Source organism: Pseudomonas sp. LBUM1643 (genome assembly GCF_059716215.1).
On sequence record NZ_CP166813.1, the window covers coordinates 4,259,759 to 4,273,159 of the forward strand.

General features: G+C 59.0%; 12 protein-coding genes. All 12 read left to right on the top strand.

Going from position 1 to position 13,401, the window contains the following annotated elements; all coding sequences use genetic code 11:
* Positions 1-43 precede the first annotated feature (43 nt).
* Positions 44-1,177 carry a tRNA 2-thiouridine(34) synthase MnmA gene (gene mnmA, locus ACA063_RS19170; RefSeq protein WP_497662954.1) on the top strand — a complete coding sequence of 378 codons (1,134 nt, stop codon included), beginning with the start codon at positions 44-46 and terminating at the stop codon, positions 1,175-1,177.
* Positions 1,174-1,797 (top strand): high frequency lysogenization protein HflD, encoded by a 624-nt coding sequence (hflD, locus tag ACA063_RS19175; RefSeq protein ID WP_497662955.1) that lies wholly within the window; start codon positions 1,174-1,176, stop codon positions 1,795-1,797. The genes mnmA and hflD overlap by 4 nt, the downstream gene beginning before the upstream one ends.
* Before the next feature lie 126 nt (positions 1,798-1,923).
* Complete coding sequence (gene purB, locus ACA063_RS19180) at positions 1,924-3,294, top strand: adenylosuccinate lyase (RefSeq protein WP_162438555.1); 1,371 nt, start codon at positions 1,924-1,926, stop codon at positions 3,292-3,294.
* Positions 3,295-3,380: 86 nt separating this feature from the next.
* Positions 3,381-4,550 (top strand): ribosomal protein uL16 3-hydroxylase, encoded by a 1,170-nt coding sequence (locus tag ACA063_RS19185; RefSeq protein WP_497662956.1) that lies wholly within the window; start codon positions 3,381-3,383, stop codon positions 4,548-4,550.
* Positions 4,543-4,968 (top strand): GNAT family N-acetyltransferase, encoded by a 426-nt coding sequence (locus ACA063_RS19190; protein WP_497662957.1) that lies wholly within the window; start codon positions 4,543-4,545, stop codon positions 4,966-4,968. Before ACA063_RS19185 ends, ACA063_RS19190 begins: the two co-directional genes overlap by 8 nt.
* A 419-nt stretch (positions 4,969-5,387) precedes the next feature.
* The gene (locus ACA063_RS19195) at positions 5,388-6,149 is read left to right on the top strand and encodes a secretin N-terminal domain-containing protein (RefSeq protein ID WP_497662958.1); all 762 of its coding nucleotides are present in this window, start codon (positions 5,388-5,390) and stop codon (positions 6,147-6,149) included.
* Between the two features lie 475 nt (positions 6,150-6,624).
* The gene (aceA, locus tag ACA063_RS19200) at positions 6,625-7,950 is read left to right on the top strand and encodes an isocitrate lyase (RefSeq protein ID WP_008032724.1); all 1,326 of its coding nucleotides are present in this window, start codon (positions 6,625-6,627) and stop codon (positions 7,948-7,950) included.
* Positions 7,951-8,553: 603 nt separating this feature from the next.
* Positions 8,554-8,967, top strand: coding sequence for an NADH-quinone oxidoreductase subunit A (locus ACA063_RS19205; protein WP_003223812.1), 414 nt, complete (start codon positions 8,554-8,556; stop codon positions 8,965-8,967).
* 10 nt (positions 8,968-8,977) lie between these two features.
* Positions 8,978-9,652, top strand: coding sequence for a NuoB/complex I 20 kDa subunit family protein (locus tag ACA063_RS19210; protein ID WP_008146035.1), 675 nt, complete (start codon positions 8,978-8,980; stop codon positions 9,650-9,652).
* Positions 9,653-9,724: 72 nt separating this feature from the next.
* Entirely contained in the window at positions 9,725-11,509 is a 1,785-nt protein-coding gene (gene nuoC, locus ACA063_RS19215) for an NADH-quinone oxidoreductase subunit C/D (protein WP_497662959.1), read from the top strand.
* A 2-nt stretch (positions 11,510-11,511) separates the two neighbouring features.
* Complete coding sequence (nuoE, locus tag ACA063_RS19220) at positions 11,512-12,009, top strand: NADH-quinone oxidoreductase subunit NuoE (RefSeq protein WP_162438560.1); 498 nt, start codon at positions 11,512-11,514, stop codon at positions 12,007-12,009.
* A complete protein-coding gene (gene nuoF / locus ACA063_RS19225; protein WP_162438561.1) occupies positions 12,006-13,361 on the top strand; it encodes an NADH-quinone oxidoreductase subunit NuoF in 1,356 nt (451 codons plus the stop codon). Before nuoE ends, nuoF begins: the two co-directional genes overlap by 4 nt.
* The last annotated feature ends 40 nt before the right edge of the window (positions 13,362-13,401 follow it).

The following is a 13,401-nucleotide window of genomic DNA, read 5'->3' on the forward strand; positions in this document are numbered from 1 at the left end:
CTGCTAGAATCGCGTCCTTTTTCAAGACACTCATTGAATCCCTATGCGTGATCCAGCCCCTTCTGATACACAAAAGAAGCGCGTCATTGTCGGCATGTCCGGCGGCGTGGACTCTTCCGTTTCCGCCCTTCTGTTGATCGAGCAGGGTTATGAGGTGGAAGGCCTGTTCATGAAGAACTGGGAAGAAGACGATGGAACGGAATACTGCACCGCCATGGACGACCTGGCGGACGCCCAGGCCGTGTGCGACAAGATTGGCATCAAGCTGCATACCGCCAACTTCGCCGCCGAGTACTGGGACAACGTGTTCGAGCACTTCCTGGCCGAATACAAGGCCGGTCGCACCCCGAACCCGGACATCCTCTGCAACCGCGAAATCAAGTTCAAGGCGTTCCTCGACTACGCCATGATGCTGGGCGCCGACCTGATCGCCACCGGCCACTATGTGCGCCGACGTGACGTTGACGGTCGCACCGAGCTGCTCAAGGGCCTGGACCCTAACAAGGACCAGAGCTATTTCCTGCACGCCGTGGGCGGTGAACAGATCGCCAAGACCCTGTTCCCGGTCGGCGAGCTGGAAAAACCCGAAGTGCGCGCGATTGCCGAGAAACACGATCTGGCCACCGCGAAGAAAAAGGACTCCACCGGGATCTGCTTTATCGGCGAACGCCGCTTCAGCGATTTCCTCAAGCAATACCTGCCCGCCCAGCCGGGTGAGATCAAGACCACCGAAGGTGAAGTCATCGGCCGTCACCATGGCCTGATGTACCACACCATCGGCCAGCGTCAGGGCCTGGGCATCGGCGGCTTGAAAGACGCCGGTGACGAGCCGTGGTACGTGCTGATCAAGGACCTGGAAAACAACGAGCTGATCGTTGGCCAGGGCAATGACCATCCGTACCTGTTCTCCCGCGCCCTGCTCGCCTCGGACATTTATTGGGTCAACCCGATCGACCTGTCCGGGCCGCGCAAACTGACCGCCAAGGTCCGTTATCGCCAGAGCGACCAGCCCTGCACCCTGGAAAAGACCGCCACCGGTTACCGCGCGACCTTCGATGACCCGCAACGCGCCGTTACCCCAGGCCAGTCCGTGGTGTTCTACGACGGTGAAATCTGCCTCGGCGGCGGCGTGATCGAAGTGGCCGAGCCGTGGACGAGCAAGGGCCAGGCCCAATGAACCCGACCCAGGAGCAACTGACGGCGCTGGGTGGTGTGTTTCTCGCCGCCGTACTGGTCGACAAGATCGCCAAGACGGGGCAAACCAGCGAAGCAGGCCTGACGTGCATGCTCGGTAGCCTGTTAATTCGCGACCCCAAGGACACGCTGGAAGTGTACGGCGGTGACGACCTCAATCTGCGTGAGGGCTACCGCGCATTGATCGGCGCACTGGAACGCGATCCGAGCACTTTGCAACGTGAGCCACTGCGTTACGCCCTGGCGATGCTCGGTCTCGAACGCCAGCTGGCCAAGCGTGAAGACATGCTGGACGCGATCGGCAAGCGCTTGCCGCAGATCCAGTCCCAGGTCGAGCACTTTGGTCCGGCGCACGAAAATGTCATCGCCGCCTGTGGCGCGCTGTATCAGGACACGCTGAGCACCCTGCGCCAGCGGATCCAGGTGCATGGCGACATGCGCAACCTGCAGCAACCGAGCAACGCCTCGAAGATCCGCGCCCTGTTGCTGGCCGGCATTCGTTCGGCACGGCTGTGGCGACAATTGGGCGGCCATCGCTGGCAACTGGTAATCAGCCGTCGCAAATTGCTTAAAGAGCTTTACCCGCTGATGCGCAGCAGCTGAACCGCGCCCGCAACATAGCTTTTGGTCTGTAACGCGTAATACGCCGGTCAGTTGGCAACGGACCGGCGGATTTTTTCATGTATGATACGCGCCCCATTTCGTTGCCCGACTGTCCGAGAACACCCCATGCAGCTTTCTTCGCTCACTGCGGTTTCCCCTGTTGACGGCCGCTACGCCGGCAAAACCCAGGCCCTGCGCCCAATTTTCAGCGAATACGGCCTGATCCGTGCTCGCGTTCTGGTGGAAGTGCGCTGGCTCCAGCGCCTGGCCGCCCACCCTGCCATCAGCGAAGTGCCGGCGTTTTCTGCCGAAGCCAACGCTGTGTTGAACACCCTGGCAGAAAACTTCGCGCTCGAGCACGCCGAACGCGTCAAAGAGATCGAACGCACCACCAACCACGACGTCAAGGCCATCGAATACTTGCTCAAAGAGCAAGCCGCCAAGCTGCCTGAGCTCGCCGCTGTCAGCGAATTCATCCACTTTGCCTGCACCAGCGAGGACATCAACAACCTGTCCCACGCCCTGATGCTGCGCGAAGGCCGCGATGATGTAATGCTGCCACTGATGCGCCAGACCGCCGAAGCGATCCGCGAACTGGCCATCCGCTTCGCTGACGTACCGATGCTGTCGCGCACCCACGGTCAACCTGCCTCGCCGACCACGCTGGGCAAAGAGCTGGCGAACGTGGTTTATCGTCTGGAGCGTCAAATCGCCCAGGTCGCTGCCGTTCCGCTGCTGGGCAAGATCAACGGCGCCGTGGGCAACTACAACGCCCACCTGTCGGCCTACCCTGAAATCGACTGGGAAGAGAACGCCCGCGCTTTCATCGAAGACGAGCTGGGCCTGGGCTTCAACCCATACACCACGCAGATCGAGCCGCACGACTACATTGCCGAGCTGTTCGACGCGATCGCTCGCTTCAACACTATCCTGATCGACTTCGATCGCGACATCTGGGGCTACATCTCCCTGGGTTATTTCAAACAGCGCACCATCGCTGGCGAAATCGGTTCGTCGACCATGCCGCACAAGGTCAACCCGATCGACTTCGAAAACTCCGAAGGCAACCTGGGTATCGCCAACGCACTGTTCCAGCACCTGGCGAGCAAACTGCCGATTTCCCGCTGGCAGCGCGACCTGACCGACTCCACCGTTCTGCGTAACCTCGGTGTCGGCTTCGCCCACAGCGTGATCGCCTACGAAGCAAGCCTCAAAGGCATCAGCAAACTCGAGCTCAACGCACAGAAGATTGCTGCCGACCTGGACGCTTGCTGGGAAGTGCTGGCCGAGCCGATCCAGACCGTGATGCGTCGCTACAACATCGAAAACCCGTACGAAAAGCTGAAAGAATTGACCCGTGGCAAGGGCATCAGCCCTGAAGCACTGCAAACTTTCATCGACGGCCTGGACATGCCTGCTGCCGCCAAGGCCGAGCTGAAACTGCTCACCCCGGCGAACTACATCGGCAACGCTGTAGACCAAGCCAAACGCATCTGATCGACCGTTGTACCCGTTTGAGACGCCCGGCAGCGCCGGGCGTTTTTATTCCCGTCTGAAAAGTGCTTTTTTTCAATAGGTTACACATGAATCCTGACATTCCTCTTCAACTTCTGGGCGGCATCACGGCGCGTGAATTCCTGCGTGACTACTGGCAGAAAAAACCGCTGCTGATCCGTCAGGCGATCCCTGATTTCGAAAGCCCGATCGACGCCGACGAACTGGCCGGCCTGGCGCTGGAAGAAGAAGTTGAATCGCGCCTGATCATCGAGAACGGCGAGCGTCCTTGGGAAATGCGTCGCGGCCCGTTCGCCGAAGACGAATTCAGCAAGTTGCCGGAAACCGAGTGGACCTTGCTGGTTCAAGCCGTTGACCAATTCGTGCCGGAAGTCAGCGAACTGCTGGAACAGTTCCGCTTCCTGCCGAGCTGGCGCATCGACGACGTGATGATCAGCTTCGCCGCCCCAGGTGGCAGTGTTGGCCCGCACTTCGATAACTACGATGTGTTCCTGTTGCAAGGTCACGGTAAGCGCAACTGGAAAATCGGCCAGATGTGCGATTCCGAGAGCCCGCTGCTGCCACACGCGGACCTGCGCATCCTCGCCGACTTCGAAGCCACCGATGAGTGGATTCTGGAACCCGGCGACATGCTCTACCTGCCACCGCGCCTGGCTCACTGCGGCGTCGCCGTCGATGACTGCCTGACCTACTCCGTCGGTTTCCGCGCGCCAAGCGCTGCTGAAGTGCTGACCCACTTCACCGACTTCCTCAGTCAGTTCCTGACGGACGAAGAGCGTTACACCGACGCCGACGCCTTGCCAGCGGTCGATCCGCACCAGATCCAGCACGATGCCCTTGATCGCCTGAAAAGCTTGCTGGCCGAGCACATGAGCGACGAGCGTCTGCTGCTGACATGGTTCGGCCAGTTCATGACCGAGCCGCGCTACCCGGAACTGGTGGTGGGTCCGGAAGAAATCGAAGAAGACGACCTGCTCGCCAGTCTTGAAGAAGGCGCGATCCTGATCCGCAATCCGAGCGCGCGCCTGGCCTGGTCCGAAGTAGATGACGACTTGCTGCTGTTCGCCAGCGGTCAGAGCCGTTACCTGCCAGGCAAGCTGCGCGAGCTGCTGAAGATGATTTGCGCCGCCGATGCGCTGCACGCCGAAAACCTCGGCGAGTGGCTGAGCGATGAAGACGGTCGCGGCCTGTTGTGCGAACTGATCAAGCAAGGAAGCCTGGGGTTTGCTGATGAATAAAATCCACGTTCGTGTCGCAGACTGGCAAAAGGACAACGCCGAGATCCGGCGCATTCGTGAGACGGTGTTCATTGCCGAGCAAAACGTTCCACCTGAGCTGGAATGGGACGCCGATGATGCGACTGCAGTGCATTTTCTGGCCTTCGAAGGCGACTTTCCAATTGGCACCGCCCGCCTGCTGCCCGATGGACACATCGGCCGGGTTTCGGTCCTCAAGGACTGGCGTGGATTGAAAGTCGGCGATGCGCTGATGCAAGCAGTGATCGGTGAAGCTGAAAAGCGCGGCCTGAAGCAGCAGATGCTCAGCGCACAGGTGCAGGCCACGGCGTTCTACGAGCGCCTGGGTTTCAGCCTGGTCAGCGAGGAGTTCCTGGAAGCAGGGATTCCGCATGTGGACATGGTGCGTCACTCCGCCTAAGCCCATATGGCACTGTGGCACTGTGGCACTGTGGCACTGTGGCACTGTGGCACTGTGGCACTGTGGCACTGTGGCACTGTGGCACTGTGGCACTGTGGCGAGGGAGTTTACTCCCGCTGGGTCGCGAAGCGGCCCCAGTATTTTAGGGCTGCTACGCAGCCCAGCGGGAGTAAACCCCCTCGCCACAAAAGCCCCAAAACGCCCCGCCATCTCCGGATGCCGGGGCGTTTTGCTGTCTGCGATTCAACTAGCGCCACTGCGGGCCGACAAACTGGCAAACTCAGATCACTTGTAGGAGCGAGCTTGCTCGCGATGGTCGTCAACGAGAATGCTGCAAGCCTGACACTGCGCGGCGCTCTCACGTCCATCGCGAGCAAGCTCGCTCCTACAGACACACCACAAAGTCGGAGATAACGGACATGTCCCTACGCACCCTGCTCGCCACATTGCTGATGACTTGCAGCTTTTCAGTCATCGCCGCCACCGAGGTCGTGCCGTTGAACTATCACACCAGCGCTGACATGCTGCCGATGGCACAGGATTTTATCGGTAAGGATGGCCAGGTCAGCGCCTACGGCAACCAACTCATCGTCAATGCCGATCAGCGCAAGATCGACGAACTTAAAGCACTTATCGCTCAACTCGACACCCAGCCCAAGCGCCTGCTGATCACCGTCGACACCAGCGAAAACAACTTTCAGGGCGACCAGGGTTACTCGGTCAATGGCAACAATGCCGGCCAGACGCGAATCATCAATCGCAGCACCGACAGTCGTGACGGTGGCATCCAGCAGATCCAGGCCAGCGAAGGCGCACCGGCACTGATCCAGGTCGGCCAGAGCGTACCGCTGACCAGCACCCAGTCCGATTCCTATGGCGATCTGCGCAGCCAGACCGAGTACCGCAACGTCACCCAGGGTTTCTATGTTACCGCCAGCATCACCGGCGATATCGTGCACCTGGACATCAGCACCAACCGCGACCGCATGAGCCAGGAACGGCCCGATGTAGTGAATGTTCAAAGCACCGACACAACCGTCACGGGCCGCCTTGGCGAATGGATTACCCTCGCCGGCGTGAACCGCCAAAGCCAGGCCGACAAACAGGGCCTCACCCGCAGCTACTCGACTCAAGGCCGGGATGACATGACACTGCGAGTGAAAGTCGAGACTTTGGACTAAACCACCGAAAACTGACTGATTAGTCTTATTAGACCAAAGATGTAGTGCTTTAAAAAAAGCACTACAAAACGTTTGACGATCTAAAAAAGCAAAGGCATGATGGCCTCGCTCCCGCTAATCAGGGGCCCTGGCAAGGGCCTTCGAGGCGATGTTCGCATCTACCCCGCGAACCGCTTCGTGTCTGTACCGCCCACAAGGTGTGTTTGACGAGATTGCCGACTGGAACGAAGTTGTCCCGAGGGACGGAAGCGTAATTAGGTAACCCGGCTCCACACTGAAGTTTGCACCACGGCCCACGATGCCCGAATGCGTTCGCCAGTTCGCCCTTACCTGCTCACTTCCCCTCGAGCCCATCGTTCATCCCGTCGCCAATCCCGCCGAATCCGACTTGACCTCCTAAGCTTCTGGTCAGCGAGCGCATGAGTTTTCCACCGCAGAACAACTTTCCGTAAAAGACGCGACGAGGTTTATCTCCATGGCACTGACACGCGAACAGCAAATTGCAGCCCTCGAAAAAGATTGGGCTGAAAACCCACGCTGGAAAGGCGTGACACGCGCTTACTCCGCTGCTGACGTCGTCCGCCTGCGTGGCTCGGTTCAACCTGAGCACACCTTTGCAAAACTGGGCGCCGAGAAGCTCTGGAACCTGGTGACCCAGGGTGCCAAGCCGTCCTTCCGTCCCGAGAAAGATTTCGTCAACTGCATGGGCGCCCTGACCGGCGGCCAGGCTGTGCAACAAGTCAAAGCCGGTATCCAGGCGATCTACCTGTCTGGCTGGCAAGTCGCTGCGGACAACAACTCCGCAGAATCGATGTACCCGGACCAGTCGCTGTACCCGGTGGATTCGGTTCCTACCGTGGTCAAGCGCATCAACAACTCTTTCCGCCGTGCTGACCAGATCCAGTGGAAAGCCGGTAAAGGTCCAGGCGACGAAGGCTACATCGACTACTTCGCGCCAATCGTGGCTGACGCTGAAGCCGGTTTCGGCGGCGTACTGAACGCTTACGAGCTGATGAAGAGCATGATCGAAGCAGGCGCCGCCGGCGTTCACTTCGAAGACCAGCTGGCTTCCGTGAAAAAATGCGGCCACATGGGCGGCAAAGTACTGGTTCCTACCCAGGAAGCCGTACAGAAGCTGACCGCTGCTCGTCTGGCTGCTGACGTTGCCGGTACCCCTACCATCATCCTGGCTCGTACCGACGCTAACGCTGCTGACCTGCTGACGTCCGACTGCGACCCGTACGACCAGCCATTCGTGACTGGCGAACGTACCCAGGAAGGTTTCTACAAAGTACGCGCCGGCCTGGACCAGGCTATCGCTCGCGGCCTGGCTTACGCTCCGTACGCCGACCTGATCTGGTGCGAAACCGCCAAGCCGGACCTGGACGAGGCTCGTCGCTTCGCCGAAGCGATCAAAAAGGAATACCCGGACCAACTGCTGTCGTACAACTGCTCGCCTTCCTTCAACTGGAAGAAAAACCTGGACGACGCGACCATCGCCAAGTTCCAGCGCGAACTGTCCGCCATGGGCTACAAGCACCAGTTCATCACCCTGGCCGGCATTCACAACATGTGGCACAGCATGTTCAACCTGGCGCACGACTACGCCCGCAACGACATGACTGCCTACGTGAAACTGCAAGAGCAAGAGTTCGCTGACGCTGCCAAGGGTTACACCTTCGTGGCTCACCAACAGGAAGTGGGCACCGGCTACTTCGACGACATGACCACCGTGATCCAGGGTGGCTCGTCTTCGGTTACCGCGCTGACCGGCTCGACTGAAGAAGAACAGTTCCACTGATACTGAGTAAACGGCCGTTGCGGACCGAGTAAGAGCTAACCGCAACGTCGCACCTCTGAGACGCCCCGACTGGTTCGGGGCGTTTTTTTGTCTGCTATTTCCAGACTTGTCTCATAGCCCTGCATGAGCTGTGTAGGAGCCATGTAGGAGCCATGTAGGAGCCGTGTAGGAGCTGTCGAGTGAAACGAGGCTGCGATCTTTTGATCTTGCTCTTTCAAAAACAAAATCAAAAGATCGCAGCCTCGTTTCACTCGACAGCTCCCACGAAGTAACCGCTATATAAGACAACTTCCCGCCCGCTCACCCGATAAACAGTTTAAAAACCATCATTAACGATATTGATTATCATTTAGCTACAACTATGTTCGTTACATTCCCAACAAAACAATATTGATGAAATAACCCGTAATGCCCGCAACGCATGGGCCGCCGGGGTTTTGAGGTGCGCCATGTCCTTATTCCATTCAATAATTTCGCTATCTGAATTTTACTTGCACCGTGTTGTGCCATAAAATCAGCGGGATTGATTGCTGCGACATATCGTCACTGCGTTGTTTCTTTTTCAAGCTCAGAGACCTTTGCTCTCTGTTAAGGATTTCCAGCATGCCCGAAGCGACAGGACTCATGGCCCACAACTGGGGCTTTGCCATTTTCCTTCTGGGCGTCGTCGGCCTCTGTGCCTTCATGCTTGGCGTCTCAAGCCTCCTTGGGTCAAAAGCCTGGGGCCGCAGCAAAAACGAACCGTTCGAGTCCGGCATGCTACCTACAGGTGGCGCCCGCTTACGGCTCTCAGCCAAATTCTATCTGGTCGCGATGCTCTTCGTGATCTTCGATATCGAAGCCCTCTTTCTCTTTGCCTGGTCTGTGTCCGTCCGCGAAAGCGGCTGGACCGGATTCGTCGAAGCTCTCGTTTTCATAGCAATTCTGTTGGCAGGTCTTGTCTACCTGTTCCGAGTGGGCGCCCTTGACTGGGCTCCGGAAGCGCGGCGCAAGCGGCAGGCGAAGCTGAAACAATGAGGCTTTGGCAATGCAATACAATCTCACCAGGATCGACCCCGATGCTCCTAACGAGCAGTATCCGATCGGCGAGCGGGAAACCGTTTCCGATCCGTTAGAAGATCAAGTCCACAAAAACATCTTCATGGGCAAGCTCGAAGACGTGCTTAACGGCACGATCAACTGGGGGCGCAAGAACTCCCTGTGGCCGTATAACTTCGGTCTTTCGTGCTGCTACGTGGAAATGACTACCGCCTTCACGGCGCCCCACGACATCGCACGCTTTGGCGCCGAGGTTATCCGGGCATCGCCGCGTCAGGCGGATTTCATGGTTATCGCCGGTACCTGCTTCATCAAGATGGCGCCGATCATTCAGCGTCTTTACGAGCAAATGCTCGAACCTAAATGGGTTATCTCCATGGGTTCGTGCGCCAACTCCGGTGGCATGTACGACATCTACTCCGTCGTTCAAGGGGTGGACAAGTTCCTGCCCGTGGACGTCTACGTGCCTGGCTGCCCGCCCCGTCCTGAAGCTTTTCTGCAAGGCTTGATGCTGTTGCAGGAATCGATTGGACAGGAGCGTCGTCCGCTTTCCTGGGTCGTCGGCGATCAAGGCGTGTATCGCGCCGAGATGCCTTCGCAAAAGGAACAGCGCCGCGAACAGCGAATCGCAGTCACCAACCTGCGCAGCCCCGACGAAGTCTGATCCAGATCTGCTTCTTTAATAGAACGAGACACTGGCTTCATTCTTTACGTTGACCGAAAGCGATAAATAACCATGACTACAGGCAGTGCTCTGTACATCCCGCCTTATAAGGCAGACGACCAGGATGTGGTCGTCGAACTGAACAACCGTTTTGGCCCCGAGGCGTTCACCGCCCAGCCTACGCGCACCGGCATGCCGGTGCTTTGGGTTGCCCGCGCCAAACTATTCGAAGTCCTCAGCTTCCTGCGTAACTTGCCCAAGCCGTACGTCATGCTCTATGACCTGCACGGCGTGGACGAGCGTCTGCGCACCAAGCGTCAAGGGCTGCCAAGCGGCGTCGACTTCACCGTGTTCTATCACCTGATGTCGATCGAACGTAACAGTGACGTGATGATCAAGGTCGCCTTGTCCGAGAGCGACCTCAGCGTACCGACCGTCACCAGCATCTGGCCTAACGCCAACTGGTACGAGCGTGAAGTCTGGGACATGTACGGCATCGACTTCAAAGGTCATCCGCACCTGACCCGCATCATGATGCCGCCGACCTGGGAAGGTCACCCGCTGCGCAAGGACTTCCCGGCTCGTGCCACCGAGTTCGACCCGTTCACCCTGACCCTGGCCAAGCAACAGCTTGAGGAAGAAGCTGCACGCTTCAAGCCTGAAGACTGGGGCATGAAGCGTTCAGGCGCGAACGAGGACTACATGTTCCTCAACCTCGGTCCGAACCACCCTTCTGCTCACGGTGCCTTCCGCATCATCCTGCAGCTGGACGGTGAAGAGATCGTCGACTGCGTGCCTGACGTCGGTTACCACCACCGTGGTGCCGAAAAGATGGCCGAGCGTCAGTCCTGGCACAGCTTCATCCCGTACACCGACCGTATCGACTACCTCGGCGGCGTGATGAACAACCTGCCGTACGTGCTCTCGGTCGAGAAGCTGGCCGGCATCAAGGTGCCCGAGAAGGTCGACGTCATCCGCATCATGATGGCCGAGTTCTTCCGTATCACCAGCCACCTGCTGTTCCTGGGGACGTATATCCAGGACGTCGGCGCCATGACCCCGGTGTTCTTCACGTTCACCGACCGTCAGAAGGCGTACACGGTGATCGAAGCCATTACCGGTTTCCGTCTGCACCCGGCCTGGTACCGCATCGGTGGTGTCGCTCACGACCTGCCACGCGGTTGGGAAAAACTGGTGAAAGACTTCGTCGAGTGGATGCCAAAGCGTCTGGACGAATACCAGAAAGCCGCCCTGGACAACAGCATCCTGAAAGGCCGGACCATCGGCGTCGCCGCCTACAACACCAAGGAAGCCTTTGAATGGGGCGTCACCGGTGCAGGCTTGCGTTCGACCGGTTGCGACTTCGACCTGCGTAAAGCTCGCCCGTACTCCGGTTACGAAAACTTCGAATTCGAAGTGCCGCTGGCCGCCAATGGCGATGCCTACGACCGCTGCATCGTGCGCGTCGAAGAAATGCGCCAGAGCATCAAGATCATCGAGCAGTGCATGCGCAACATGCCGGAAGGCCCGTACAAGGCGGATCACCCGCTGACTACGCCGCCACCGAAAGAGCGCACCCTGCAGCACATCGAGACCCTGATCACGCACTTCCTGCAAGTTTCGTGGGGCCCGGTCATGCCGGCCAACGAATCCTTCCAGATGATCGAAGCGACCAAGGGCATCAACAGTTATTACCTGACGAGCGATGGCGGCACCATGAGCTACCGCACCCGGATTCGCACCCCAAGCTTCCCGCACCTGCAGCAGATCCCTTCGGTGATCAAAGGCAGCATGGTCGCGGACTTGATTGCGTACCTGGGTAGTATCGATTTCGTTATGGCCGACGTGGACCGCTAAGCATGAACAGCACGCTTATCCAGACAGACCGTTTCGCCCTGAGCGAAACCGAGCGCTCGGCCATCGAGCACGAGTTGCATCACTACGAAGACCCGCGCGCGGCGTCGATCGAAGCACTGAAGATCGTCCAGAAGGAACGTGGCTGGGTGCCTGATGGCGCGCTCTACGCCATCGGCGAGATGCTCGGCATCCCGGCCAGCGACGTTGAAGGTGTGGCGACGTTCTACAGCCAGATCTTCCGTCAGCCCGTGGGCCGTCACATCATTCGCGTCTGCGACAGCATGGTCTGCTACATCGGCGGCCACGAATCTGTGGTCAGCGAAATCCAGAGCAATCTGGGCATCGGCCTGGGTCAGACCACCGCCGACGGTCGTTTCACCCTGCTGCCGGTCTGCTGCCTCGGCAACTGTGACAAGGCGCCGGCGTTGATGATCGACGACGACACTTTCGGTGATGTGCAGCCTGCCGGCGTTGCCAAATTGCTCGAGGGCTACGTATGACCCTGACTTCCTTCGGTCCAGCCAACCGCATCAAGCGTTCGGCCGAGACTCATCCGTTGACCTGGCGTCTGCGTGACGACGGCGAAGCTGTCTGGCTCGACGAGTACCAGGCCAAGAACGGTTACGCCGCTGCGCGCAAAGCCTTCGCCGACATGGCCCAGGACGACATCGTCCAGACCGTGAAAGACGCCGGCCTGAAAGGTCGCGGCGGTGCAGGTTTCCCCACGGGCGTTAAGTGGGGCCTGATGCCCAAAGACGAATCCATCAACATCCGCTACCTGCTGTGCAACGCGGACGAGATGGAACCGAACACCTGGAAAGACCGCATGCTGATGGAGCAACTGCCCCATCTGCTGATCGAAGGCATGCTGATCAGTGCTCGCGCCCTGAAAACCTACCGTGGCTACATCTTCCTGCGTGGCGAATACACCACCGCCGCCAAGCACCTGAACCGTGCAGTGGAAGAAGCCAAGGCAGCGGGCCTTCTGGGCAAGAACATCCTGGGCAGCGGCTTCGATTTCGAGCTGTTTGTCCACACCGGCGCCGGGCGTTACATCTGCGGTGAAGAAACCGCACTGATCAACTCCCTCGAAGGCCGCCGCGCGAACCCGCGCTCCAAGCCACCCTTCCCTGCCGCCGTTGGCGTGTGGGGCAAGCCGACTTGCGTGAACAACGTTGAAACCCTGTGCAACGTGCCGGCGATCATTGCCGACGGCGTGGACTGGTACAAATCGTTGGCCCGTGAAGGCAGTGAAGACATGGGCACCAAGCTCATGGGCTTCTCCGGGAAGGTCAAGAACCCGGGCCTGTGGGAATTGCCATTCGGCGTCACCGGTCGCGAGTTGTTCGAAGACTACGCTGGCGGCATGCGCGATGGCTTCAAGCTCAAGGCCTGGCAGCCAGGCGGCGCCGGTACCGGTTTCCTGTTGCCGGAACACCTCGACGCACAAATGTACGCCGGCGGCATCGCCAAAGTGGGCACCCGTATGGGTACCGGCCTGGCCATGGCGGTGGACGACAGCGTCAACATGGTGTCCCTGCTGCGCAACATGGAAGAGTTTTTCTCCCGCGAGTCCTGCGGTTTCTGCACCCCTTGCCGTGACGGTCTGCCGTGGAGCGTCAAGCTGCTGCGTGCAATCGAGAACGGTGAAGGGCAAGCCGGCGACATCGAGACCCTGCTGGGTCTGGTCGGTTTCCTTGGCCCTGGCAAGACCTTCTGTGCTCACGCACCGGGCGCCGTGGAGCCGTTGGGCAGCGCAATCAAATACTTCCGCTCGGAGTTCGAAGCCGGCATCGCGCCTACCAGCGCCGCCGTCCCGCCTCTGGCAAGGCCGATCGTAGTCGGCGCGTAAACGCTTAAAAAAACGAAGGGTCCCGTGCCCTTCGTTTTCT

What these genes read in the sequence shown, in the direction of transcription:
- mnmA (WP_497662954.1), top strand. Translation starts at nt 44, where the DNA reads ATGCGTGATCCAGCCCCTTCTGATACACAAAAGAAGCGCGTCATTGTC.
- hflD (WP_497662955.1), top strand. Translation starts at nt 1,174, where the DNA reads ATGAACCCGACCCAGGAGCAACTGACGGCGCTGGGTGGTGTGTTTCTC.
- purB (WP_162438555.1), top strand. Translation starts at nt 1,924, where the DNA reads ATGCAGCTTTCTTCGCTCACTGCGGTTTCCCCTGTTGACGGCCGCTAC.
- ACA063_RS19185 (WP_497662956.1), top strand. Translation starts at nt 3,381, where the DNA reads ATGAATCCTGACATTCCTCTTCAACTTCTGGGCGGCATCACGGCGCGT.
- ACA063_RS19190 (WP_497662957.1), top strand. Translation starts at nt 4,543, where the DNA reads ATGAATAAAATCCACGTTCGTGTCGCAGACTGGCAAAAGGACAACGCC.
- ACA063_RS19195 (WP_497662958.1), top strand. Translation starts at nt 5,388, where the DNA reads ATGTCCCTACGCACCCTGCTCGCCACATTGCTGATGACTTGCAGCTTT.
- aceA (WP_008032724.1), top strand. Translation starts at nt 6,625, where the DNA reads ATGGCACTGACACGCGAACAGCAAATTGCAGCCCTCGAAAAAGATTGG.
- ACA063_RS19205 (WP_003223812.1), top strand. Translation starts at nt 8,554, where the DNA reads ATGCCCGAAGCGACAGGACTCATGGCCCACAACTGGGGCTTTGCCATT.
- ACA063_RS19210 (WP_008146035.1), top strand. Translation starts at nt 8,978, where the DNA reads ATGCAATACAATCTCACCAGGATCGACCCCGATGCTCCTAACGAGCAG.
- nuoC (WP_497662959.1), top strand. Translation starts at nt 9,725, where the DNA reads ATGACTACAGGCAGTGCTCTGTACATCCCGCCTTATAAGGCAGACGAC.
- nuoE (WP_162438560.1), top strand. Translation starts at nt 11,512, where the DNA reads ATGAACAGCACGCTTATCCAGACAGACCGTTTCGCCCTGAGCGAAACC.
- nuoF (WP_162438561.1), top strand. Translation starts at nt 12,006, where the DNA reads ATGACCCTGACTTCCTTCGGTCCAGCCAACCGCATCAAGCGTTCGGCC.